At 73.2% G+C, this 22,857-nt stretch carries 21 protein-coding genes and 1 pseudogene; 14 read left to right on the top strand and 8 right to left on the bottom strand.

Annotation, left to right across the window (positions count from 1 at the left end; genetic code table 11):
* The first annotated feature begins 30 nt into the window (after nucleotides 1–30).
* Nucleotides 31–459 carry an ankyrin repeat domain-containing protein gene (locus P1P75_RS14245; protein WP_319255197.1) on the top strand — a complete coding sequence of 143 codons (429 nt, stop codon included), beginning with the start codon at nucleotides 31–33 and terminating at the stop codon, nucleotides 457–459.
* 86 nt (nucleotides 460–545) lie between these two features.
* On the opposite strand, the gene P1P75_RS14240 is transcribed toward P1P75_RS14245, so the two are convergent.
* Both P1P75_RS14240 and P1P75_RS14235 read right to left on the bottom strand, forming a co-directional pair.
* Nucleotides 546–968, bottom strand: coding sequence for a DUF6114 domain-containing protein (locus P1P75_RS14240; protein ID WP_319255195.1), 423 nt, complete (start codon nucleotides 966–968; stop codon nucleotides 546–548).
* On the bottom strand, nucleotides 965–1,633 hold the full coding sequence (locus P1P75_RS14235; RefSeq protein WP_319255224.1) for a DUF6230 family protein: 669 nt from the start codon (nucleotides 1,631–1,633) through the stop codon (nucleotides 965–967). Before P1P75_RS14235 ends, P1P75_RS14240 begins: the two co-directional genes overlap by 4 nt.
* Before the next feature lie 721 nt (nucleotides 1,634–2,354).
* Here P1P75_RS14235 and P1P75_RS14230 point away from each other — a divergent pair.
* Nucleotides 2,355–2,993, top strand: coding sequence for a Tat pathway signal sequence domain protein (locus P1P75_RS14230; protein ID WP_319255193.1), 639 nt, complete (start codon nucleotides 2,355–2,357; stop codon nucleotides 2,991–2,993).
* Between the two features lie 74 nt (nucleotides 2,994–3,067).
* On the opposite strand, the gene P1P75_RS14225 is transcribed toward P1P75_RS14230, so the two are convergent.
* On the bottom strand, nucleotides 3,068–4,030 hold the full coding sequence (locus tag P1P75_RS14225; RefSeq protein ID WP_319255191.1) for a lytic polysaccharide monooxygenase: 963 nt from the start codon (nucleotides 4,028–4,030) through the stop codon (nucleotides 3,068–3,070).
* A gap of 360 nt (nucleotides 4,031–4,390) precedes the next feature.
* Between P1P75_RS14225 and P1P75_RS14220 the strand changes: the two genes are divergently transcribed.
* The gene (locus P1P75_RS14220; protein ID WP_319255189.1) at nucleotides 4,391–6,202 is read left to right on the top strand and encodes a S8 family serine peptidase; all 1,812 of its coding nucleotides are present in this window, start codon (nucleotides 4,391–4,393) and stop codon (nucleotides 6,200–6,202) included.
* A 95-nt stretch (nucleotides 6,203–6,297) separates the two neighbouring features.
* Here P1P75_RS14220 and P1P75_RS14215 read toward each other — a convergent pair whose 3' ends face one another.
* On the bottom strand, nucleotides 6,298–6,948 hold the full coding sequence (locus tag P1P75_RS14215; protein WP_319255187.1) for a ScbR family autoregulator-binding transcription factor: 651 nt from the start codon (nucleotides 6,946–6,948) through the stop codon (nucleotides 6,298–6,300).
* A 205-nt stretch (nucleotides 6,949–7,153) separates the two neighbouring features.
* Between P1P75_RS14215 and P1P75_RS14210 the strand changes: the two genes are divergently transcribed.
* The 4 genes from P1P75_RS14210 (at nucleotide 7,154) to cyc2 (ending at nucleotide 11,389) form a co-directional block, all read left to right on the top strand.
* Nucleotides 7,154–8,029: a ScbA/BarX family gamma-butyrolactone biosynthesis protein gene (locus P1P75_RS14210; protein WP_319255185.1), complete on the top strand. Its 876-nt coding sequence runs from the start codon at nucleotides 7,154–7,156 to the stop codon at nucleotides 8,027–8,029.
* 68 nt (nucleotides 8,030–8,097) lie between these two features.
* Nucleotides 8,098–8,751 carry a ScbR family autoregulator-binding transcription factor gene (locus tag P1P75_RS14205; protein WP_319255183.1) on the top strand — a complete coding sequence of 218 codons (654 nt, stop codon included), beginning with the start codon at nucleotides 8,098–8,100 and terminating at the stop codon, nucleotides 8,749–8,751.
* Entirely contained in the window at nucleotides 8,748–9,092 is a 345-nt protein-coding gene (locus tag P1P75_RS14200; protein ID WP_319255230.1) for a hypothetical protein, read from the top strand. Before P1P75_RS14205 ends, P1P75_RS14200 begins: the two co-directional genes overlap by 4 nt.
* A gap of 134 nt (nucleotides 9,093–9,226) precedes the next feature.
* Nucleotides 9,227–11,389 (top strand): germacradienol/geosmin synthase Cyc2, encoded by a 2,163-nt coding sequence (cyc2, locus tag P1P75_RS14195; protein WP_319255181.1) that lies wholly within the window; start codon nucleotides 9,227–9,229, stop codon nucleotides 11,387–11,389.
* A gap of 27 nt (nucleotides 11,390–11,416) precedes the next feature.
* Here the strand turns inward: cyc2 and P1P75_RS14190 are convergent, their stop codons facing one another.
* On the bottom strand, nucleotides 11,417–12,172 hold the full coding sequence (locus tag P1P75_RS14190) for a hypothetical protein (RefSeq protein ID WP_319255179.1): 756 nt from the start codon (nucleotides 12,170–12,172) through the stop codon (nucleotides 11,417–11,419).
* Between the two features lie 87 nt (nucleotides 12,173–12,259).
* Between P1P75_RS14190 and P1P75_RS14185 the strand changes: the two genes are divergently transcribed.
* From P1P75_RS14185 to P1P75_RS14170, 4 genes are all read left to right on the top strand, one after another.
* A complete protein-coding gene (locus tag P1P75_RS14185) occupies nucleotides 12,260–13,144 on the top strand; it encodes a LysR family transcriptional regulator (RefSeq protein WP_319255176.1) in 885 nt (294 codons plus the stop codon).
* A 114-nt stretch (nucleotides 13,145–13,258) separates the two neighbouring features.
* A complete protein-coding gene (locus tag P1P75_RS14180) occupies nucleotides 13,259–13,837 on the top strand; it encodes a PDZ domain-containing protein (protein WP_319255174.1) in 579 nt (192 codons plus the stop codon).
* A gap of 278 nt (nucleotides 13,838–14,115) precedes the next feature.
* On the top strand, nucleotides 14,116–15,243 hold the full coding sequence (locus P1P75_RS14175; RefSeq protein WP_319255172.1) for an aminopeptidase P family protein: 1,128 nt from the start codon (nucleotides 14,116–14,118) through the stop codon (nucleotides 15,241–15,243).
* Nucleotides 15,244–15,318: 75 nt separating this feature from the next.
* The gene (locus tag P1P75_RS14170) at nucleotides 15,319–16,257 is read left to right on the top strand and encodes an aminoglycoside phosphotransferase family protein (RefSeq protein WP_319255171.1); all 939 of its coding nucleotides are present in this window, start codon (nucleotides 15,319–15,321) and stop codon (nucleotides 16,255–16,257) included.
* Between the two features lie 33 nt (nucleotides 16,258–16,290).
* On the opposite strand, the gene treZ is transcribed toward P1P75_RS14170, so the two are convergent.
* Complete coding sequence (gene treZ, locus P1P75_RS14165) at nucleotides 16,291–18,036, bottom strand: malto-oligosyltrehalose trehalohydrolase (RefSeq protein ID WP_319255169.1); 1,746 nt, start codon at nucleotides 18,034–18,036, stop codon at nucleotides 16,291–16,293.
* Between the two features lie 202 nt (nucleotides 18,037–18,238).
* On the opposite strand from treZ, the gene P1P75_RS14160 reads away from it, so the two are divergent.
* From P1P75_RS14160 to P1P75_RS14150, 3 genes are all read left to right on the top strand, one after another.
* Entirely contained in the window at nucleotides 18,239–18,790 is a 552-nt protein-coding gene (locus P1P75_RS14160) for a DUF1707 and FHA domain-containing protein (protein WP_319255167.1), read from the top strand.
* A 65-nt stretch (nucleotides 18,791–18,855) separates the two neighbouring features.
* Nucleotides 18,856–20,265: a M14 family zinc carboxypeptidase gene (locus tag P1P75_RS14155; RefSeq protein WP_319255165.1), complete on the top strand. Its 1,410-nt coding sequence runs from the start codon at nucleotides 18,856–18,858 to the stop codon at nucleotides 20,263–20,265.
* On the top strand, nucleotides 20,262–20,735 hold the full coding sequence (locus P1P75_RS14150) for an SSI family serine proteinase inhibitor (protein WP_319255163.1): 474 nt from the start codon (nucleotides 20,262–20,264) through the stop codon (nucleotides 20,733–20,735). The genes P1P75_RS14155 and P1P75_RS14150 overlap by 4 nt, the downstream gene beginning before the upstream one ends.
* Before the next feature lie 95 nt (nucleotides 20,736–20,830).
* Here the strand turns inward: P1P75_RS14150 and P1P75_RS14145 are convergent, their stop codons facing one another.
* Nucleotides 20,831–22,090, bottom strand: a complete 1,260-nt coding sequence (locus P1P75_RS14145) for a M14 family zinc carboxypeptidase (protein ID WP_319255161.1) — start codon at nucleotides 22,088–22,090, stop codon at nucleotides 20,831–20,833.
* Nucleotides 22,091–22,227: 137 nt separating this feature from the next.
* Nucleotides 22,228–22,857, bottom strand: a pseudogene (locus tag P1P75_RS14140) (hypothetical protein); the annotation flags it as partial.

Raw genomic sequence — 22,857 nt, 5'->3', positions numbered from 1 at the left:
GCCTCCGGCGCCCGACTACCCTCGTCGATCATGAACAGGCGGCGACAGAAGAAACTGGCCATGAAACTGGTTACCGCGGCGTTGCTCGACGAGGACGCCCGCGTCGCCTCACTGCTGCGGGCCGGCGCCGACCCGGCGGCAGCCGACCGCGACGGCACCACCGCGCTGTATCTCGCCTCCGTCCAGGGCCACCCCGGCATCGTCCGCCGGCTGCTGGAGGCCGGCGCCCCGCCCGACGCGGAGAGCGCGGGGCCCGGCTCGGACGGCACGCCGCTGTGTGCGGCCGCCTGCTGGGGACACACCGAGACGGTCCGCACCCTCCTGGCGCACGGCGCCGACCCGCGCCTGCGTGAGGACCGGGGCACGGGCTGGACACCACTGGAGTGGGCGGAGCGGGGACCACACCCCGAGACGATCGCCGTGCTGCGGGCCGCGGGGGCGGCCACGCCCACGCCGTAGGAGCGCCGACGGGACAGGGGCCGGGCGCGATCCCCGTCGACGGTGGATCGTGTCCGGCCCCTGTCAGGCGTACGGCCAGGTCCCGCTCAGGCGGGCTCCCCGGCCTGCGCCAACGGCGGCTGATCGGCCGTCCGCGCGTCCTTGCGCCGCTGTCTGCGGACCCTGCGCGTGTCCTGGTCCGGCAGCCACCCGAAGGTCAGGCAACTGCCCACCACCCCGAGGAGCAGGCCGACGAGGAAGCCCCCGAGGTTCGAGGTGGGCCACGTTCCCAGCGACAGCAGGACGCCGAGAATCGAGTAGAACAGCCGCTGCGCGGGGTTGAAGAGGATCAGCAGCCCGATCAGCACCATGAGGGTCGGCAGCAGATAGCCGGCCACCCCCTGCATGCCGATGCGCAGGATCACCGGAAGCGGAGCCTTCATGGTCAGCAGGATCTCCGCGCCGCCCAGGACGAGCAGCAGCCCGCCGGGGAAGGGCCGGCGCGCGGTCCACCGCCGGAAGCGGTTCATCGCGGGCAGCCCTCGCCCCCGAAGCGCATGTGCAGGTCGGGCAGCTTGAACACGGCGGCGGTGGAGGCGTAGTTGTGCTGGTACAGGTTGTTGATGACGACCTTGTCGGCCTGCTGGCCGTAGACGCCCGGCATGCCGCGGGTGTCGACCTTGTCGAAGGTGCTGGCGTCGCGGCCGATCTCGATGTTGTTGAACGAGGCGTCGCCGGTGATGTCGTCCGAGTCGATGGCCAGGTTCTCCACGCTCACCTTGGTGCCCTTGTCGCCCGCGGTGAGGACGAGCTGGATGCCACCGAGGTCGACGCTCTGGCACAGGCTGGTCAGCTTGCCCGACTTCACCACCGAGGTGACGACCAGCACCTGACCGCCGGTGTCCCCCTCGTTGGGGCTGTTCTCGATCATGTGGTCCAGCGAGCCGAACTGCGCGAAACCGTCTCCTTCGAGTTTGTCGGCGGTCACCACGAAGGGCATGCCGGAGATCGCGAACTGCACGCCCAGGGCTCCCTGGGCGGTGAGCACCGCGAGGCCGGCGGCGACGAAGGTCGCGGGCACGGCCATGACGGCCGCCCGGCGCAGCCGGACTCGGCCGCGTCTTTGTGCGGAACCGCTTTCCGGGTTCTCGGGGGTGTTCTCGGCGGACGACGTGACGTCCGAGGACGAGGCCATGTCTGCTCCCATGGGCATAGTCATGCGGGTTGGGCTTCAGTGGCGTGTTGTCCTGGCGCGGACAGCGGCTGCCGCGCACGTCTCCTCGCAACTCCCGGAAGCCGCAAGGGCTTTCTCGTTACGCGTCAGTAGCCGATTCGGAAGTTACCGATGGTTACACCTCAGGGTCAAGGGAGATGTGGAAAAAGGGTGTGCGAAGTGTGCCGCCCCGCGGACCAGGCGAGTCGGCCCGCTCCCGCATATATCTGCGCCATCACCAACTTCCGCACGACTCCTTGACGTTGACGGTTCATCAGGTCTACAACTCTCGGTGACTCAGCCCGGATCCGTGGCGCCGGATCCGCAGCGCGGCGAGCCACTCTCCGCGCTCCCGGACCCCCGGTCCGGCCGTCCTGCGAACGGACGGCCGGACCTCCCGTCAATAACGGGTACGACCCGCCCGGGCATCCAGCACGGGCCCTCACGCGCCCCGAGTCCGACGTCCGCACGGCGCCGTCACGGCCGTCTTCCCCTGCCGTCCGTGCCCGCCGCCACCTCCGCTGCCGGTCCGCCACGTACGGAGAAGGCGTTCCGGGCCGGCACCGGTCGGGCGTCGAACTCGCGTCCCGCAACTCCCCGCAACTCCCCCGAGAGCATCTCTCGCAACCCCTCTCGCAACCCCTCTCAGAACGCCTCTCGGAGAACGTCCGAGGCACCCCCACTTGAGAAACGAGGCACCCGCATGCGCACTCGCCCTCTCCTCGCCCTCGCCGGCACCGTCGCCGCCCTCTCGCTGACGGCGGTCACCCCGGCCTCCGCGGCCGACCCGGCCGTCCTCACCACGGCCAACGGTGACGTCGCGGTCGGTGACGTCCTCACCGCCTCCCTCGCGAGCGGCACCAACGCCACCCTCTACTCCTCCGCCACCGGCACCAGCGGCGTCTCCTGTGCCTCCTCCGGCTTCACCGCCACCGTCACCGACAACCCGACCGCCCCGGGCACGGCCACCGAGTCGCTCACCGGGCACACCTTCGGCAGCTGTTCCGCGAACGTCATCGGCGTGCTCGGCGTCACCAGCATCACCGTCAACAACCTGGCGTACTCCACGGCCGTGTCCTCCGACGGCACCGTCACCGTGACCCCGGCGGCCGGTTCCAGCATCCAGACGACGGTCGTGCTGCGTACCCTCCTCGGCAGCATCAACTGCGTCTACCAGGCGCCCAGCCTGACCGGCGCGGCGAGCAACGCCGACAACAGCATCACCTTCACCGGCCAGCACTTCACCAAGTCGTCCGGCTCGTCGCTGTGCTTCGCAAACGGTTACTTCACCGCGAAGTACGCCCCGGTGACCAACGCGGGCGCAGCCGTCACCGTCAACTGACCCAGGAGAAAGTTTCAGAGAAAGATCGGAGAAAGATCGGAGAAAGATCGGAGAAACCGCTTCGCGAAACGGTTTCAGCGCCGTCGCAGGCGCTGGACCAGGGTGGCGCCGCCGATGAGCACCAGCACCGCGGCGGCGCCACCCGCCAGCATCGGCGCGGACGGCCCGGAGCCGGCCCCGGAGGCGGACGCCACCGGGGTGCTCGCGGGCGTGGCCGCGGCCGGTGCGCCGGACGCCGCCGCCGTTCCCGGCACCGGGGCGGCGGACGGTGTCCTGCCTGTCGTCCCCGTGCCGGCCGCAGCAGCACCGGCCGGGGCCGAGGGGGCGGCGGACGAAGGCTTCGGTGATCCGGCGGCCGTGGCCGCCGACGGCGCGGGCGCCGCCGGGGCCTTCTTTGGGAACACCACGTCGGAACACGAGTAGTAGGTGTCGGGCGTGCTGCTGTTCTGCCAGACCGTGTAGAGCACCTGATGTCCCGTGCGGTCGGCGGGCAGTTCGGCCGTGAGCCGGTAGGCGCCGTCGCGCAGTTCCGGGTCCTTCACCTGGGCGAACGGCCGCTCGGGCAGATCGTCCCAGGCAAGCGGCTTCGACGGGTCGTACCCGGGCTTCGTCAGGTAGAACCTGAACGTGCCGGTGTGCGGGATCGTCGACACGTACGTCATGCGCAGTGTTCCGCCCGGTGTCAGGCGGGTCGACGGCCAGTCGGGGCGCGCGAGGTCGAGTCCCCGGTAGGCCGGCAGGCCGCCGCTGCACAGCTGCCCGTCGGGGATCGTGCTCCGGTCGCGGCCGTTCACGTTAGCCACCCGCAGGTTGTCCCAGGCCGTGAAGGGTGCCCCGTTCGCGGCCACGGCGGCCCGGCAGGCGGCGGACCGGGACGGGGAACCGCCGTCGGGGGAGCAGGCGTAGACCCGGCTGACCGGAGTCGTGGGCGCGCCGTGCGCCTGCGCCGGTGTCGCCGCCCACAGCGGCACCACAAGCAGCGGGCTCAGGGCGGTGGCCGTCAGGGCGGCGGTGCGGTGTGCGGTCGTGCGGCGCATCGGGCACGTCTCCTCGGCCGGCGCGGGAACGGTTTCGACGTGCAGTACGCGGCGGCGGCCCGGCGCGTTCAATACGCCGACGCATCGGGCGGCCCCGAGCAAACCCGGGCATTCACCGTCCGGTTGCCCCCTCTCAAGGGTGGTGTTCCGGCCGGATCGAGGGTTTCCCCCGTATCCGAACAAGCGTCGCCCTGCCTATCGTTCCACCACAGCTGACCCACGGGTAACCCCTGGTGGACCGGCTGCCCGCCCGGCCGGCCCGCTGCCTTGCTCCTCGATCAAACCCCCGCCGCTTCGACGACGAAGCGAATCGACCGAGGCTCCCCCCTGCCCGGAGCCGGCCACGAAAGGCACGCCCCCTTGCGCACCTCTCCCGCTCTCAGACGGAAGCTGATATCCGTCGCCGCGGTCTCCGCCGCCCTCCTCACCGCCGCCGGCACCGCCTCGGCCGCCGCCACCTTGGACGGCGTGTCACGGGAGGCCGCCGCCGTCCCCGCCGCCCAGACCGAGGCAGCGCCCGGCACCCCGGCCGAGCGCCTCATCGTCGGCTACAAGTCGGCTGCCGCGGAGGCCAGTTCGAACCAGGCCGCCGAGGCCGACGCCGCCGCCAAGGGCAAGGAGACCGGCGAGGACCTCGACTTCGAGCGCCGTCTCGGCACCGGCGCCGCCCTTGTCGACCTGGGCTCCGGCCTCAGCGGCGCGGACGTCGCCGACGTCGTCGCCGAGTACCGGGCCGACCCGCAGGTCGCCTACGTCGTACCGGACCGCCTGAACACCGCGAAGGCCGACCCGAACGACACCGAGTACGCCAAGCAGTGGGACCTGTACGAGGCCACCGCCGGCATGAACGTCCCCGGCGCCTGGAACACCACGACCGGAACCGGCGTGACGGTCGCCGTCATCGACACCGGTTACGTCGCCCATACGGACCTCGCGGCGAACATCGTCGGCGGCTACGACTTCATCGCCGACACCGCCGTCTCGGTGGACGGCAACGGCCGTGACAGCAACCCGGCCGACCCGGGCGACTACTACGCGGCCAACGAGTGCGGCTCCGGCATCCCGGCCAGCAACTCCTCCTGGCACGGCACCCACGTGGCCGGCACCATCGCCGCCGTCACCAACAACGGCAAGGGCATCGCGGGCATCGCCCACGGCGCGAAGATCTCCCCGGTCCGCGTCCTCGGCAAGTGCGGCGGTTACGACTCCGACATCATCGACGCCATCACCTGGGCGTCAGGCGGCACGGTTTCCGGCGTTCCCGCCAACACCAACGTCGCCAAGGTCATCAACATGAGCCTCGGCGGCGACGGCGCCTGCACCTCGGCCACCCAGAGCGCGATCAACGCGGCCGTGAGCCGCGGCACGACCGTCGCCGTGGCCGCCGGCAACGAGAGCGACAACGTCGCGAACCACTCGCCGGGCAACTGCAACAACGTGATCTCGGTGGCCGCGACCAGCCGCACCGGCGCCAAGGCCTCGTACTCCAACTTCGGTTCCCTCGTGGACATCTCGGCGCCCGGCGGCCAGACCAGCACCGGCACCGCGAACGGCATCCTGTCCACGCTGAACTCGGGCACCAAGACGGCGTCCAGCGAGTCGTACGCCTACTACCAGGGCACCAGCATGGCCACCCCGCACATCGCGGGCCTGGTCGCGCTGATGAAGTCGGCGAACTCCTCGCTGACCCCGGCGCAGATCGAGACCGCCATCAAGAGCAACGCCCGTGCCCTGCCCGGCGCCTGCTCCGGCGGCTGCGGCGCGGGCCTGGCGGACGCGGCCAGGACGGTGCAGGCGGTGAGCGGTTCCGGCGGCTCCACGGGGGGCACCACCTTCACCAGCACGACCGCGGTCGGCATCCCGGACAACGGCTCGGCCGTCGAATCCCCGATCGCCGTCACCGGCCGCACCGGCAACGCGCCCACGGCCCTCCAGGTCGGCGTGGACATCACCCACACCTACCGCGGTGACCTGGTCGTCGACCTGGTCGCCCCGGACGGCACGGCGTACCGGCTGAAGGCGTCCAGCACCTCGGACTCCGCGGACAACATCGTGACGACCTACTCGGTGAACGCCTCCGGAGAGGTCGCCAACGGCACCTGGAAGCTGCGGGTGCAGGACGTGGCAGCGCAGGACACCGGCCGCGTCAACAGCTGGAAGCTGACCTTCTAGGCAGGCAGGCTGTACGAGGGGAAGCCCTCGCAGCCGTACGAACGGGCGGGCCGGCCGGTGTGGATGGACACCGACCGGCCCGCCGCACGTCCGGGTCAGGAAGCCACGCGCTGCTCCGGCGAGGCCAGTACCCGCGCGCCCCGGTCGGCGCGGGCGTCGAGGCCGGGGAGCAGACCGGGCACCGCGATGCTGGGCAGGATGTGGGCCCACATCACGGCCAGCCGGTCACCGAGGTCGGCGCGGTCGGTCAGCGCCCGGGACATCAGCTGGACGCCGGTGAAGGTGCCCACCAGCAGGTCGACCGTTTCCGCAGGTTTCACGGTGGGCAGCAACTCGCCGCGCCGGGCCGCCAGTTCGAGCAGCTCGGTCAGCGCCTGCGTCCACTGCCGGAACGGCTCGCCGTGATCGACCCCGGCCGGCGTCTCCTGGTCCACCGCCAGCCGTACGCTTCCCCGCAGCAGGGCGTTGTCCAGCAGCCGGCACGCCACCACGAAGGTCATGTCGACGATCTCCTGGAGCTTGCACGGCTGCGGCGGGACCGCCCCGAAGGGCACCTGCTCGTTCAGGACCGCCTGGGCCAGGGCCTCTTTCGACGCGAAGTGGAAGTACAGAGCCCCCTTGGTGACCTGGGCGCGTTCCAGGACCATGGCGATGGTGGTGGAGGTGTAACCGTGCTCGTCGAACACCGCGCCCGCCGCTTCCACGATCGCTCTGCGCGTCCTGATCGCGCGCTCCTGTTTCGCCATTGAGAGCCCCTTCACGGCACCGAGCCGGCTGTCCCCGCAGTCGGATGCGGATTCGGTCCGATCATAGGATGCCGTCGACTGATCTCATTGAAAACAAACCGGTCGCCTCGTACCCTAACGCTCACCGAGCGGACGGTTCGCCGTCCGCCGTGGCCTTCGGGGGACCGTAGGGAGAGAGATGACTCGACCGCGGCAGCCTGCCGACATGCCGTCCCTGACCGCAACCGTTCCCCGCCAACTCGTCCACCGCGCCGCCCTCGCGGAGACCTTCCTCACCGGCTGGCGGCGCACCGGGGCCGACCGCTTCACCGTGTCGGCGCAGTGGCCGCGCGCCCACGGGTTACACGTGTCTGCGGACTGGTCCGCGTACGACCCGCTGCTCGTCGTAGAAACGATTCGGCAGAGCGGCACGTTGATCAGTCACACCGAGTACGAGGTGCCGCTCGACCAGCAGTTCGTGCTCAAGGAGTTCCAAGTGGCCACCGAGCCCTGGGCGTTGACGCTCGGCCCGCGGCCGGCCGAGCCCGAGGTCGAACTCGTCTTCACCGATGTCCAGTACCGCGGCCGGCGCCCCGTCGGCGCCCGCTACACCGCGCACGTGCTGCGCGAGGGGACCCGTGTCGCCACCGCGGACGTCTCCTTCACCTGCGTCGGCGAGAGCGTCTACCGGCGGCTGCGCGGCGGCCGTACCCCGGACACCGTGACGGCCGTCCCCGTCCCGCCCGGCGTGCCCACCGACGCCGTCGACCGGGCTCTGCCCACGGACGTAGTCCTCGCCCCCACCGGGAGGCCGGACCGCTGGCAACTGCGAGTAAATACCGCGCACCCCGTTTTCTTCGACCATCCCCTCGATCACGTCCCCGGCATGCTCCTGCTGGAGGGCGCCCGCCAGGCAGCCCTGTTGGAAACGCCCGGAAAACGCGTGCCGACGGCTTACCACGCCCTCTTCCACCGGTATGCGGAGCTGGACGAACCCGTGTGGATCGAGGCGAGGGGCACCCCTGAGGCAGGCGTGCAAGTCGTCGGCGTACAGGGGGAGTCGACCGTCTTTGAATGTCTGGTCGGTACCGCCGGATCGTGAACTGTTGTTTACTGGGGGTGAGAAACAAACGGCATGACCCGTTCTTTACGCCCAGGAGTGTCCAGTCGATGGCGAGGCAACTACGTGCGGAGCAGACCCGCGCGACGATCATCAGGGCCGCAGCCGATCTGTTCGACCGGAACGGCTACGAATCGACCAGCCTCAGTGACATCGTCGAGCACGCCCATGTCACCAAGGGTGCGCTCTACTTCCACTTCGCGGCCAAGGAGGATCTCGCCCAGGCCATCCTGGAGCTGCAGTCCCAGGCCTCCCGCCGGGTGGCGGGCGAGATCGACGACCGGGGCTACCCGTCCCTCGAAGCGCTGATGCGCCTCACCTTCGGCATGGTGAGGCTGTCGGTCGAGGGCCCGGTCGCCCGGGCCGGCCTCCGCCTGGCCACCGGCGGTGTCGCCGTACGGCCGCCCGTGCCGCACCCGTTCACCGAGTGGCTGGAGCTGATGTCCCGTCGCCTCGTCGGTGCGGTACGGGAGTCCGACATCCACCCGGACGTCGACGTGGACGCCGTGGCCCACTCGCTGGTCTGCTTCTTCGTCGGCACCCGGGTGGTGGGCCGCTCCCGCGAGCCCGGCGCCCGGCTCCCGCGCCGTCTGGCCGAGATGTGGCACGTCCTCATCCGCGGCCTGGTCCCCGTCCCCCGCCGCCCCCGCTACCTGAGCCTCGCCGCCCGCCTGGAACGGGAGGTCATGGCGGCGGCGGTGTGAGTTACGGGGCCCACCCGTACTCCCGGCCGGACCCGCCGCAGGGCCGCCTCCAGCGCGGTCGGCATGGGCAGCGCGTCGCCCGTGAGGCCGCGCCCTCCGCGTCACTCGCGTCCAGCCGAACCCGCTGCCCGTGTCATGCGCGTCCGGGGCCGGTCCGCGGGCCGTGGGCTCCCGCCCGCGAGGCGTGCGCGTACTTCCCCGGACCGGTCGCCGCCCTGCGCACCCTGACGTCGGACGTGATCACCGGGATGTCCGGCGCCACCGAGGCCGCGCCGACCGCGGCCGAGGGGCAGGGCTGGCGGACCGGCGGGACGCACGCGCTGATCCGGCCCAGGAAGTGAGGCGGCGCGGACCCTCGGGTCCGCCCACCGGTCAAGCGCGCCCGATTCGCAAGGATTCGCCCCTGATTCACGCGATGGTGTGATCATGTGCCGCGCCGCGGATGAGGGTTGGCGGCCCCGGGTAGGGCCCGGCCATGACGCAGCCGTTCGAACTCCCGCACTTCTACATGCCGTATCCCGCGCGGCTCAACCCGCACCTCGACGAGGCCCGCGCCCACTCGACGGCCTGGGCGCGCGAGATGGGCATGCTGGAGGGCTCCGGGATCTGGGAGCAGGCCGACCTCGACGCGCACGACTACGGCCTGCTCTGCGCCTATACCCACCCCGACTGCGACGGCCCCGCCCTGTCGCTGATCACCGACTGGTACGTGTGGGTGTTCTTCTTCGACGACCACTTCCTCGACATGTTCAAACGCACCCCGGACCGGGCGGCCGGCAAGGCCCACCTGGACCGGCTCCCGCTGTTCATGCCGCTCGACCTGGCGACCCCGGTGCCGGAGCCGGAGAACCCGGTCGAGGCGGGCCTCGCGGACCTGTGGGCGCGCACCGTGCCGGCGATGTCCGCCGACTGGCGGAGCCGCTTCGCCGTCGCCACCGAGCACCTCCTCAACGAGTCGATGTGGGAGCTGTCCAACATCAACGAGGGGCGGGTCTCCAACCCCGTCGAGTACATCGAGATGCGCCGCAAGGTGGGCGGCGCCCCCTGGTCCGCGGGGCTCGTGGAGTACGCGACCGCCGAGGTCCCCGCCGCCGTCGCCCGGTCCAGGCCGCTCAGGGTGCTCATGGAGACCTTCTCCGACGGCGTGCACCTGCGCAACGACCTGTTCTCCTACCAGCGCGAGGTCGAGGACGAGGGGGAGTTGAGCAACGGCGTGCTGGTCCTGGAGACCTTCTTCGGCTGCACCACCCAGGAGGCCGCCGACACCGTCAACGACATCCTCACCTCGCGTCTCCACCAGTTCGAGCACACCGCCGGGACCGAAGTGCCCGCGCTGGCCGTGGAGAACGGCCTGCGGCCGGACGAGGTGGCCGCCGTCGCCGCCTACACCAAGGGGCTGCAGGACTGGCAGTCCGGCGGCCACGAGTGGCACATGCGCTCCAGCCGGTACATGAACAAGGGAGCCGGGCCCACCTCGCCCTGGGAGAAGCTGACCCGTCCCGGCACCTCCGCCGCGGACATCGGCGCCCTGCTCGCCTCGGCCGCCGCGGAGCGCCTGCGCGCGTACACGCACGTGCCGTTCCAGAAGGTGGGCCCCTCCCGGCTGCCCGCGTTCCACATGCCCTTCCAGGTGGAGCTGAGCCCGCACCTGGACCGGGCCCGCCACAACCTGGTCGGGTGGACCCGCCGTATGGGCATGCTGTCCGAAGGGGTGTGGGACGAGGACAAACTGGCCTCCTGCGACCTGGCGGTGTGCTCGGCGGGTCTGGACCCCGACGCCAGTCCCGAGGCCCTCGACCTCAGCGCCTCCTGGCTCGCGTTCGGCACCTACGGCGACGACTACTATCCGCTGGTGTACGGCAACCGCCGTGACCTGGCCGCGGCCAGGGTCACCACGGCCCGCCTGTCGGCCTGCATGCCCGTCGACGGCGAGGAGACCCTCGTCCCGCTGAACGCGATGGAGCGCTCGCTGATCGACCTGTGGGCGCGTACGACGGCCGGCATGACCCCCGACCAGCGGCGCACCCTGCGCGCGGCGGTGGACAGCATGACGGAGAGCTGGGTGTGGGAGCTGTCCAACCAGCTCCAGAACCGCATCCCCGACCCCGTCGACTACCTGGAGATGCGGCGCGCCACCTTCGGCTCCGACCTCACCCTGAGCCTGTGCCGGATGGGTCAGGGCCCCGCCGTACCGCCCGAGGTGTACGCCAGCGGCCCGGTCCGCTCGCTGGAGAACGCGGCCATCGACTACGCCTGCCTCCTCAACGACGTCTTCTCGTACCAGAAGGAGATCGAGTTCGAGGGCGAGATCCACAACGCGATCCTCGTCGTGCAGAACTTCTTCGGCTGCGACTACCCGGCCGCACTCGGCGTCGTCCACGACCTGATGACCCAGCGCATGCAGCAGTTCGAGCACGTCGTCGCCCACGAACTGCCCGTGCTGTACGACGACTTCGGCCTGTCGGCGGAAGCCCGTGAGGCCATGGGCGGCTATGTGGCCGACCTCCAGAACTGGATGGCCGGCATCCTCAACTGGCACCGGGTGGTCGACCGTTACAAGGACTCCTACCTGTCCCGCCGGTCCCACGGCTTCCTGCCCGACCGCGCACCGGCCATGCCCTCCCTGCCGGTCGGCTGACCCTACGGAACGACGGAGCGGTACCGCTCACACGGTCCGCGCCGCCGTCCGTCGCGCCGCGTGCGCGACCGCGGCTCGCGCCAGCCCCCGGATCACGGGGTGCGGGCGCGAGCCGTCGCCGGACAGCTCCGGCTGGAAGAGGGAGGCCAGGAAGAAGGGGTGGCCGGGGAGTTCGGCCGTGCGGACCTGGCCCCGCGGGTCCCGGCCGGAGAAGCGCAGGCCGTGCGCGACGAGGGTGTCGGCGTGCCGGGAGAGGCCGTACCGGCAGGAGTAGCGCTCGACCGTGGACTCCCGGCCGATCACCTCGCGGGCCAGCGAGCCCGGCTCCAGCAGGACCGTGTCCTCGTGGCCCTCCAGCGAGCAGGCCAGCGGTTCCAGGAGCGGGTCCTCGGCGCCGGGATCGTTCTCGGCGTGCGCCGCCCGGGTGAGCCCACAGACGTTGCGGGCGAACTCCAGCAGCGCGTGCTGGAACCCGCCGCAGGTGCCGAGGAAGGGAACGCCCTCCTCGCGGGCGGTGCGGATCGCGGCGAGGACACCGGCCTCGCTGCGGTACGGGCTGCCCGGCACCACCCACACCGCGTCGAAGCCGCGCACCGCGCCCTCGGCCTCCGCGTCGGCCGACGGGATCCAGTACGCGTCGAGGACCAGCCGGTCCCGGGTGGCGAGGGCGTCGAGCAGGACCGGGATCCGGGTGTGCGAGACGACGTTGGGGGAGTGGTCGCCCACCAGGGCGACCTTGGCGATCCGGGCGGTGCCGGTGAGCTGAGCGCTGCTGTCGGTCATGTGTGCCATCCTCGGAGCGGCGCCCACTTCACGTCCAACGATGATTCCTGCACCTGCGATAAGCAGCGCTGATGCGACCCTGTGGACATGGACCCGCACCTCCTGCGCACCTACGTCACCGTGGCCCGCCTCGCCTCCTTCTCGGCCGCCGCGCGCACCCTCGGCTACACCCAGTCGGCCGTCTCCCAGCACATCGCGGCCCTCGAACAGGACCTCGGTGCGCCGCTGCTCACCCGCCGTCCCGTCGCCCCCACGGCGGCCGGTGAACGGCTCCTCGAACACGCCGGCCCCCTGTTGCTGCGGCTGGAGGCGGCCCGCGCGGACGTCGTGCGGATGGCCGCCGCACCCGACCACGGCCTCACCCTGGCCACCTCCGCGACGGCGCTCACCTCCACGACCGCACTCACCGCCACGGCCCTCGCCGCGCTGCCGTCCGCCGGGGTGACGCTGCGCGTGCTCGCCCGCGACGAGGTGCCCGCCGCCGTCGCCGCGGGCACCGCCGACCTGGGCCTCGTCGACGGCCTGGCCGCCCCCAGCGACCCCCTCCGGCTGCCCGACGTGGCACCGCTGACGACCTACGGCGTCGGGGAGGAACCGGTCGGTGTCCTGCTGCCCGCCGGCCACCCCCTCGCCCGCCGCACCGGACTGCGCCTCGACGACCTCGCCGACGCCCGCTGGATCGACGCCCCCGACACCGGCCTGCCGCTGCCCCAGCTCCGCGCCGCGAACGGCGGCCACGGCTTCCGTCCGGCCCTGCGCTACGACGGCACCGACGTCCGTGTCCTGGCCGCGCTCGCCGCCGCGGGCCACGGCCTGACCCTCCTGCCCCGCTCGGCGACGGCCCACGCGCCGGGCACGGTGGCCGTGCCGCTCACCGCGCCACGGGTCGTCCACCGGGTGGAACTCGTCCACGCCGGTACGCCGACGGGTGCCGCGCAGGCCCTGGTCGCGGCGCTGTCGTCGCGCGCGTGAGACCCGTGCCGGGGGCGCCGGGCCGCCGTACCGCTGTTGACCCCCGGTCAGTCTCACTCGTTCGTGGCTCGTGGCGCCCCGGATCGCCGGGTAGAGCACCAGCCGGAGGGATCCATGGAACAGACCGCGTTGCGTCCCAAGCCCATGCCCGGCCAGGAGCCCGGCGGCGGCCCGCCGTCCGACGGCCGGCCCCGCCACCCCCACGCGGCCCGCCGCCGCGGCCGGCGTCTGACGACCCTGCTGTTCGGCATGCTCGTCGGTACGGTCCTGGTGCTGTCCGGTGTCGGCCTGGGCACCGTGGGAGCCACCGTGATCGGGGCCGGCAAGCTGGCCGAGCTGCAACGGCAGACGGGCCGGGCCGCGGCGGGCACCGTGCCCCAGGCGGGTCCGCGTCCGTCCGCGCCGTTCTCCCCGCCGGCGGAGCCTGCCGACGCGACGCTGGGCCTGGAGATCGTGGACGCGGAGAAGGCGGGCGCCGAGATCGTCGCCGTCCACGTCCCCGGCCCCGGCTACTCGGCCGGTCTGGTGCGCGGGGACGTCGTACTGCACTTCGGCAGGAAGCGGATCCACTCGGCGGCGGATCTCGCGCGGGCGGTCGAGGAGGTGAAACCGGGCAGGGAGACAAAAGTGACGGTTCGTCACAGGAGTGGTGGTTACCAGCGGTTGACGGTCATGCCGGGAATCGTCACCTGACGCCCCGGTGAGCCGAGCGGCCGGGGCCGGAAGCCGCCGGTCGTGCAGGACGGGGAGGGCGGGCACCGCCGGGCGTCCCGGCCGCCCGCCGAGGGCCTCCTCGGTCCGGGCCGGCGTACGTCCCGTCCGCGGGGGCTCCGCGTCATCGCCCGGGATGCCGGAGTCGCACATCAGGACCCGCGCGCCGTCCGGCACAAACCCGCCGACCGGGTCGCGCCGCCCCTGCCGACCGGGCAGGATACTGCCCGTAGTCACCACGTTTCTCCAGGGAGGCCCGGATGACCGGCCGTACGCCCGCGCGCTTCACCGCCGACGACTACCGGGCCCGCATGGAGCGGGCCGTGCGGGCGGCCGGCGACGCGGGGCTGGCCGGTCTGCTGGTGGCGCCCGGCCCGGACATGGTCTGGCTCACCGGCTACGCGCCCCCCGCGGTCACCGAACGGCTCACCCTGCTCGTCCTCACCCCCGACCGCGACCCCGTCCTCGTCGTCCCTGCCCTGGAGGCCCCCGACGCCGCCGCCGCGGTCGGCGCCCCCGCCCTCACCCTGCGGGACTGGACCGACGGCAAGGACCCCTACGCCGCCACCGGTGCCCTCCTGGACACCGGCGGGCGGTACGGCGTCAGCGACAACGCCTGGGCGCTGCACCTGCTCCGCCTGCAAAAGGCCCTCCCGGACAGCTCCTACGACTCCCTCACCGAGGCCCTGCCGATGCTGCGCGCCGTCAAGGACGCGGCCGAGCTGGAGCTGATGGCGGCCGCGGGAGCGGCCGCCGACGCGACGTACGAGGAGATCCGCAAGGTTCGCTTCGCCGGGCGCAGGGAGTCCGAGGTGGGCGCCGACCTGGCCGGCCTGCTGCGCCGCTTCGGGCACTCCCAGGTCGACTTCACCATCGTCGCCTCGGGCCCGAACGGCGCCAACCCCCACCATGAGGTCGGCGACCGCGTCATCGAGCACGGCGACATGGTCGTCCTCGACTTCGGCGGCCTCAAGGACGGCTACGGCTCCGACACCTCCCGTACCGTCCACGTCGGCGAACCCACCGACGAGGAACGCCGGGTCCACGACCTCGTCCGCGAGGCCCAGGAGGCCGGCTCGCGCGCCGTACGGCCCGGCGTCGCCTGCCAGGAGGTCGACCGGGCCGCCCGCGCCGTCATCGCCGACGCCGGGTACGGCGAGTACTTCATCCACCGCACCGGTCACGGCATCGGCGTCACCACGCACGAGCCGCCGTACCTGATCGAGGGCGAGGAACAGCCCCTCGTCCCCGGCATGTGCTTCTCCGTGGAGCCCGGCATCTACCTGCCCGGCCGCTTCGGGGTGCGCATCGAGGACATCGTCACCGTCACCGAGGACGGCGGCCGGCGCCTCAACGACACCACCCGCGAACTGGTCATCGTCGACTGAGAACCACCAGGAGTCCCGGCCGCATCCGAAACGGCACCCATCCGAAACGGCACTCGAACGGCTACGGCGCGACCCATGACCCAGGCACCCACACCCACCGCGGACACCGTCCGCCGGCTGGTCCGCACGCTCCTCAAGAACGGCGACGAGAGGGGCCCGGGCCCCGAGGTGCGGCCCGTCACCGAGGGAGGCGGGCACGGCACCTGGTGGGTCGGCACCCGCCACGTCCTGAGGCTCGCCCCCGACCGCGAGGCGACCGTCCGCATGCGCCGCGAACTGCGGCTGCGCGAACTGGTGCGGCCGCACGTTCCGGTCGCCGTGCCGGCCTCGGTGGCGCACGGCGAGTGGTCGCCCGGCCTCACCTACACCCTCGACACCCTGGTGCCCGGCGGAACCGCCGAGGACCACGACGTGTCCGCCGTCGGAGAGGCCGACCTGGCCGGACTGCTCGGCGGACTGCGCGAGGTACCGGTCCGCCAGGCCGAGACGACCGGCGTGCCGCGCGTCGCCCCGCGCTCCCTGGAGGCACTGCGCCGGATGGCGGTGGCCGCCGCCGAACGCCTCGGCGCCGCCGACGAGTTCGATCCGGCCCGGCTGCACCAGCTCACCCCGCCCGGCGCGGCCCAGCTCGCCGCGCAGCCGGCCACCGCAGTCCTCGTCCACCACACCCTGCGGGGCGAGCACCTCGTGGTCAGCGCCGACGGCCGGGTGCGCGGCGTCCTCGACTGGACCGGCGCGGTCGTCGGCGACCCCGCCGAGGACATCGCGGGCCTCGCCCTCGCCGTCGGCTCCGGCGCCGCCGTCCGCGCCGCCACCCTCACCGGGTACGGCGCCCGCGCCTGCCTGCGCGGCCTGTGGCTGGCCCGCTGCGACACCGCCGTACGCCTCGACGAGCGCCTGACCGGCCACGGCACCGAGCCCCCGGCCCTGCTGCGCACCCAGCTGCGACGGGCCTGGGAGGCGATCCTGCTGGAACGGGTGACGGAACTCCGTGAGGACGGGGCGGACGACTAGCGGAGCGGTCCGCCCCGGCTCCCGGGGCCGTTCTCAGTCCTGCTCCAGCACCACGCACGACTCGCCGGGCACGTGCAGCAGCCCGTCCGGGCCCGGGGTGTCCACGGGCTCCCACGCGGCCAGCACGCGCGCGGGACGCGTGCCCAGCGGGATCGCCGCCGGCGCCTTGCCGAGGTTCACGGCCACCCGGACGTCGCCACGGCGGAAGGCCAGCCAGCGGGCCTGCGCGTCATGGGCGACCTTGAGGTCGGCGAGGTCCGGGTCGGTCAGGTCCGCCTGGGCGTGCCGCAGCGCGATCAGCCGGCGGTACCAGGCCAGCATGCGCGCGTGCGGCTCACGCTCCGGCTCCGACCAGTCCAGGCAGGAACGGTCCCGGGTCGCCGGGTCCTGCGGGTCGGGCACGTCCTCCTCCGCCCAGCCGTGCGCCGCGAACTCCCGCCGTCTGCCCCGCCGTACGGCCTCCGCGAGGTCCGGGTCGGTGTGGTCGGTGAAGAACTGCCAGGGCGTGCCCGCCGCCCACTCCTCGCCCATGAACAGCATCGGCGTGAACGGCGAGGTCAGCGTCAGCGCCGCCGCGCAGGCCAGCAGGCCGGGGGAGAGGGAGGCCGAGAGCCGGTCGCCCTGGGCACGGTTGCCGACCTGGTCGTGGGTCTGGGAGTAGCCGAGCAGCCGGTGCGCGGGCAGCCGGGTACGGTCCAGCGGCCGCCCGTGGCACCGGTCGCGGAAGCTGGAGTAGGTGCCGTCGTGGAAGAAGCCGCCGGTGAGGGTCTTGGCGAGCGCGGCGAACGGGTCGCGTGCGAAGTCGCCGTAGTAGCCCTGGGACTCGCCGGTCAGGGCGGTGTGCAGGGCGTGGTGGAAGTCGTCGTTCCACTGCGCGTGCAGACCCAGGCCGTGTTCCCGGCGGGGCGTGATCAGCCGCGGGTCGTTCAGGTCGGACTCGGCGATCAGGAACAGCGGCCGGCCCGTCTGCGCGGCGAGCGCGTCCACCGACTCCGACAGCTCCTCCAGGAACGGGTACGCGCGCGTGTCGGCCAGCGCGTGCACCGCGTCCAGCCGCAGCCCGTCGATCCGGTAGTCGCGCAGCCACGCCAGCGCGCTGCCCAGCAGGAACGCCCGCACCTCGTCCGAGCCCGGCGCGTCCAGGTTGACGGCCGAACCCCACGGAGTGTGGTGGGTGTCGGTGAAGTACGGGCCGAACACGGGCAGGTAATTGCCCGACGGTCCCAGGTGGTTGTGCACCACGTCCAGGACCACGCCCAGCCCCAGCTCATGCGCCCGGTCGACGAACCGCTTCAGCGCCTCGGGCCCGCCGTACGGCTCGTGCACCGCCCACAGCGACACCCCCTCGTAGCCCCAGCCGTGCCGGCCGGGGAAGGGGCACAGTGGCATCAACTCGACGTGGGTCACGCCCAGTTCGAGAAGATGGCCGAGCCGGCCGGCCGCCGCGTCCAGCGTGCCCTCGGCGGTGTACGTGCCCACATGCAGCTCGTACAGGACCGCGCCCGGCAGCGGACGCCCCGGCCAGGGGGTACGCCACGCGTACCGGCCGTGGTCGACGACCGCGCTCAGCCCGTCCGGCCCGTCCGGCTGACGGCGCGAACGCGGGTCCGGCCGCACCGGACCGTCGTCCACCGCGAAGCCGTACCGCGTGCCGTCCCGCGCCTCCGCCTCGCCGCTCCACCACCCCGGCCGTCCGGCGTCGCGCTCCAACGCGCGCGTGACGCCCTCGCACTGGAGCGTCACACGTTCGGCCTGCGGTGCCCACACCTCGAACTGCACGGACGGTTCCCCTTCGTCTGCTCACAGTCCGCCGACCGTGAGGTAGCCCGACCCGACCCATCGTGCTCCACCCGAGATCGATCCGCCGCGCGAACACCCCCATCGGCAGCGGTGTCGTCACGCATCGATCCGGGCACGCGCGCGTGGCCGCCGTTCTCCCGTTTTCTGGACACCCGCCGTTCACTGCCCGACAATCACGAACGTGACGTCGTCATTCGAGTTCAACACGTACCCCGCGCGCCTGTCCGACGTGGAGCGCGACAGGGCGCTGAAGGTGCTCCGTGACGGCGCCGCCATGGGCCGTCTCTCCCACGACACGTTCATCCGGCGCATGGAACTGGCGCTCGCCGCCCGCCGCTCCGACGAACTCGCGGTCCTCACCGCCGACCTGCCCAGCGAGAACCGCTTCTCGCGCGCCCTCTTCGGCACCGTCGAGGCCGTCTCCGGCTTCACCATACGGCTGCGCAGGGCCTGGCAGGCCGAGCGGCTGCCCAAGCTGCTGCTCCCGCACCCCGGCACCGCGCGGGCCCTGCGCATCGGCCGCGACCCCGCCAGCGGCCTCAGGCTGACCCACGACAGCGTCTCGCGCGTGCACGCCGAACTCAGCCGCCAGGGCGGCCTGTGGATCCTGCGCGACCTCGGCTCGACCAACGGCACGACCGTCAACGGACGACGCGTCATCGGCGCCGCCGTGGTCCGCGAGGGCGACCAGGTCGCCTTCGGACGGATGGCGTTCCGCCTCTCCGTGAACTGAGTCCCGCCCCGGCAAGCCGAGCCCGCCGGGGCGGTGTTGACGTACCTCCCGCGCCATGACTCACTGTGCGTACACCCGGCACTCCCGGTGAACCGACGGCGCCGGCCCCGACGCGGAGGTGTGTCCTGCCGCCACTCCTGCGCTACCCGACCGCGGACGAACTCGCGGCCCGCGCGGCCGCGGTCGTCGCCCGCCGGCCCCATGACACCCGGCTGCGCCGCGTCGGCGTCTCGCGCGCGGGCACACCCCTGTGGCTGCTCTCCGTGGGCCACGGCACCCGCCAGGCCCTGATCGTGGCCGGACCGCACGCCAACGAACCCGTCGGCGGCGCCACCGTCCTGCGGCTCGCCGAGCGCGTCCTCGCCGACCGGCGGCTCACCGAGGACGCCGACGCCACCTGGAACCTGCTGCTCTGCCTCGACCCCGACGGCCTGCGCCGCAACGAGGGCTGGCTGTCCGGCCCGTACACCCTGGGCCGCTACTTCCGGCACTTCTTCCGGCCCGGCTTCCTCGAACAGCCCGAGTGGCTGCCCGACGGGGCGGGGGCCGCGGCGCTGCCGGAGACACGGGCGCTGCTCGGCCTCCAGGACGAGCTGAAACCTTTCTTCCAGTGTTCGCTGCACGGCGTCGACGTCGGCGGCGGCTTCGTCGAACTCACCCGCGACCTCCCCGGACTCCCGCAGCGCGTGGCCCACGCCGCCGCCCGCCTCGGCATCCCCCGCGAACTCGGCTCCTACGACACCCTGTACTGGCCGGGCCTCGGACCCGCCGTCTACCGGATCCCGCCGCCGCGCCCGCGCGACCTCGCCGCCGCCATCACCGAGGCCGCCGTCGAGTCGACCTGGTACCACCCGCACCGGCACGGCACCGTCACCGCGGTCGTCGAGGCGCCCATGTGGGGCGTCGCCGCCGTCGAGGACGACTCACCGCCCGACGACCGCGACGCCGTGCTACGCGCGGTGAGCCGGACCCTGCGCCACGAGACCCGGCTCCTCGAACGCCTCCTCGCGCGCGCGGCGCCCCATCTCCCGGCCGCGCCCGACACGGCCCGCCTGCTCGCCCCCGTCCACGACTACCTCCTGGTCTGCCCCGGCCTCGCCGACGCCTGGGACCCCGACGCGGGTGACCCCGCCCATCCGCTGCCACCCCTGAACACCGCCCACCTGGCAGCCCTGCGCATCGCCGGCCGCCGGATCGCCGTACGCACCGCGGGCCTGCTCCACCAGCTCGTCGCCGGGGCCGGGCAGGATCCGGCCGGGGCGCTTTTCGAACTCGACGCGCTCATCGACGCCTGGTGCGCCGACTACCACGACGGCTTCGGGGCCCGCTGGATCCCGGTCGCCCGCCAGGTCGAGTACCAGACCAGAGTCGTCCTCGCCGCGTTCGAACTGGCCGCCCGGCCGGCCCCCGCACCCGCACGATCGGGTGAGCCGGACTGGGGAACCGGGGCCACCGTGCCGATGCACCGGGAATGAAGCACTTCCCCACACACCGCCTCCTGGGCGCCCTGCCCGTCACGGCCGCCCTCCTCCTCGCCGCCGTCGCCCCCACCCAGGCCTCGGAGCCCCGGGGCCTCCTCCCCGGCGACGGGCTCCGGCTCACCGTCACCACCGGCGACTCCCGCTCCAGCGACACCCGCGGCACCCTCCTGCTGTGCGACCCGCCCCAGGGCCACTCCCGCGCCGCCGAGGCCTGCGCCGACCTCACGGCCGCCGACGGCGACATCGGCGCCGTCGCGCACGAGGACGCCGTCTGTTCCCTCCTGTACGCGCCCGTGACCGCCCACGCCAGCGGCCGGTGGAACGGCCGCCCGGTCGAGTACACGCAGACCTTCTCCAACACCTGCGTGATGCTCGCGCGGACGGGCGCGGTCTTCGCCCTCGACGACGAGCAGCTCCCCGAACTTGCCGAACTCCCCGCACTGGCCGAGCTGCCCGGGGCCTGAGACCGTCCGGCCGGCTCCGGGCACGCACGCGCGGGCGTGCGCGTGCCCGGAGCCGCCGGAGCCGCCCGGACCCGGTGCGCCGGCCGCCGCGGCTCCTACGGCTGCTGCGGTGACCCCGCGCGCGCGTGCAGCGCCGCCGCCACGACCGTGCGGGACTGGTGCTCGACCTGGTGCTCCAACGGCACCCAGCGGGCCCGGAAGCGCTCGGTGAACTCCTCGCTCCACCCCTCGACGAGACGCTCCAGGCGGGGCGCCGCCCGGTCGTCCCGCTCCCGCAGCACCCGCCACAACATCGCCGCCGCCCGCAACGGCAGACGGCGGCCGAAGGCGTCCACACTGCCGACGTACGCCATGGTGGTGTCGGCCGGGGGCGTGTGGGTCCAGTCGGCGGCCAGGCCCGGCACCAGCTCCAGCGCCCAGCGGGCCGCCCTCAGCAGGGGCCCGTCGACGCCCTCGAGCCGCGGCGAGGCCTCCGCCAGCACGTGCTCCACCTCCCGGGCGTCCCGCAGCAGGCGGCCTGCCAGCAGCCGTATCGCCTCCGCCGGGTCGGGGTGCGGCGCCGGGTCGTCCACCAGGTCGCTCGCCCACATCGGCACCTCCACGACCGCGGTCAGGCCGCCGTGGCGGTGGGCGTGGTACCAGGTGCTGTGCCGCGCGTCGTCCGGCATGCTCGGGTACGCCACGCCCGCGCCCGGTTCCGGCATCACATGCACCCCCGGCCCGGACGCGGGCCAGCCCGCCGCGTCGGAGGCGCCCGTCTCCACCGGGATGTGCAACTGCGCCGCCGACTTGGCGAACGGCTCGGCCAGACCCGGTATGTCCCTGGTCAACTGCACCCAGCTACCGCCCAGTTCGGTGCCGTGCAGCGTCACCTGGAGGTAGGGCCGCAGCTCGTCGATGACCCGCGTCAGCGCACGCGTCTCCGGCGGCAGCCGGTCCGCCGGCAGGACGGCCGGGGACCACTCCGGCTGCTCAGGACCCGCCGGCCGGAAGAAGCCCCGGTGGTACTCCAGCAGGCTGCGCGGCGCCGGCGTCACGTGCAGACTGGCCCCGTCGGGATCCGCGCAGAGCAGGAAGTGCCACGACGTGCCGTCCCGCAACTCCCTTTCGAACAGGACCCGTTCGGCCAGGGCGAGCAGGGTCGGGCCGCCGGTGGGCTCGTTGGCGTGAGCGCCCGCGACGACCAGGACGGCCCGCCGCGCATGCCCCACCGACAGCAGCCGCAGCGGCCGGCCGGCCCGCGAGAGACCCACCTTCCGCAGCGTGCACAGCCCGGGCCGCAGTGCTGCCAACGCCCTCGCGGACGCGGTCAGTTCGGTCACCGTGGGGTAGCGCAGCTCCGGCAGGAGACTCACCCCCGTCACGTCCGCCCGGCCTTCGCATCCGCAGTACCCCACGGTCTCGGTGCCCTGTCAAGAACGCGCCACGGGCGCCCTCAGGGGGCGCCCGGAAGCACCCCCGACCCAGCCCGGCGTCCGCGGCGGCGTACCGGTCACGCCCGCCCGCGCGTCGGCACCGGGCCGCGAGGCGGAGCCGCCCTGCCGTGGCCCTGCTCCGGGTCCCGCCCCAGCCGCTCCAGCAACGCCACCGGCAGTCGCTCGAACAGTTCCGCCACCCGCACGTGCCCCATGAACTCGCGTCCGGGATCCACGGCGTCCACCCACCTGCCCGGCGGGAGCGCCATCTGCGTGTCCTCCCAGCCGCCCGCCTCCGCCAGCCGCAGCGACAGCCGGGTGACGGCGGTGACGACCCGGCCGGAGCGGGCGAAGGCCAGGAGATGAGCGGCGGCCCGGCCCTCGGCGGGCAGCGGCTGGTACGTCGCCGCCGCACCGAAGGCGTCCGGGTACCGGCGGCGCAGCCGCAGCGCCGCCGCCGTCACGGCGCCCTTCATACCGGCGCCCTCCATACGGGCACCCTCGGTTCCGGTCGCGGTGTCCGCCGGCGGGAAACGGACGGGGCGCCGGTTGTCCGGGTCGACCAGGGCGAGGTACTCGCTCTCCGTGCCCTGATAGACGTCCGGCACCCCCGGCATCGTCAGCTGCGTCAGCGCCGTGCCCAGCACGTTCGCCCGGATGTGCGGCGCGAGCGCCTCCCGCAGCGCGGCCACCCGCCCGCCCGGCAC

This window comes from Streptomyces sp. ID05-39B, from assembly GCF_033794725.1.
In the GTDB taxonomy this organism is placed as follows: domain Bacteria; phylum Actinomycetota; class Actinomycetes; order Streptomycetales; family Streptomycetaceae; genus Streptomyces; species Streptomyces bobili.
This window is presented reverse-complemented; position numbering and strand designations above follow the sequence as displayed.

Bases quoted from the DNA above. Each gene is read 5' to 3' on its own strand.
- P1P75_RS14245 (WP_319255197.1), top strand. From the start codon at position 31: ATGAACAGGCGGCGACAGAAGAAACTGGCCATGAAACTGGTTACCGCG.
- P1P75_RS14240 (WP_319255195.1), bottom strand. From the start codon at position 968: ATGAACCGCTTCCGGCGGTGGACCGCGCGCCGGCCCTTCCCCGGCGGG.
- P1P75_RS14235 (WP_319255224.1), bottom strand. From the start codon at position 1,633: ATGGCCTCGTCCTCGGACGTCACGTCGTCCGCCGAGAACACCCCCGAG.
- P1P75_RS14230 (WP_319255193.1), top strand. From the start codon at position 2,355: ATGCGCACTCGCCCTCTCCTCGCCCTCGCCGGCACCGTCGCCGCCCTC.
- P1P75_RS14225 (WP_319255191.1), bottom strand. From the start codon at position 4,030: ATGCGCCGCACGACCGCACACCGCACCGCCGCCCTGACGGCCACCGCC.
- P1P75_RS14215 (WP_319255187.1), bottom strand. From the start codon at position 6,948: ATGGCGAAACAGGAGCGCGCGATCAGGACGCGCAGAGCGATCGTGGAA.
- P1P75_RS14210 (WP_319255185.1), top strand. From the start codon at position 7,154: ATGCCGTCCCTGACCGCAACCGTTCCCCGCCAACTCGTCCACCGCGCC.
- P1P75_RS14205 (WP_319255183.1), top strand. From the start codon at position 8,098: ATGGCGAGGCAACTACGTGCGGAGCAGACCCGCGCGACGATCATCAGG.
- cyc2 (WP_319255181.1), top strand. From the start codon at position 9,227: ATGACGCAGCCGTTCGAACTCCCGCACTTCTACATGCCGTATCCCGCG.
- P1P75_RS14190 (WP_319255179.1), bottom strand. From the start codon at position 12,172: ATGACCGACAGCAGCGCTCAGCTCACCGGCACCGCCCGGATCGCCAAG.
- P1P75_RS14185 (WP_319255176.1), top strand. From the start codon at position 12,260: ATGGACCCGCACCTCCTGCGCACCTACGTCACCGTGGCCCGCCTCGCC.
- P1P75_RS14180 (WP_319255174.1), top strand. From the start codon at position 13,259: ATGGAACAGACCGCGTTGCGTCCCAAGCCCATGCCCGGCCAGGAGCCC.
- P1P75_RS14175 (WP_319255172.1), top strand. From the start codon at position 14,116: ATGACCGGCCGTACGCCCGCGCGCTTCACCGCCGACGACTACCGGGCC.
- P1P75_RS14170 (WP_319255171.1), top strand. From the start codon at position 15,319: ATGACCCAGGCACCCACACCCACCGCGGACACCGTCCGCCGGCTGGTC.
- P1P75_RS14150 (WP_319255163.1), top strand. From the start codon at position 20,262: ATGAAGCACTTCCCCACACACCGCCTCCTGGGCGCCCTGCCCGTCACG.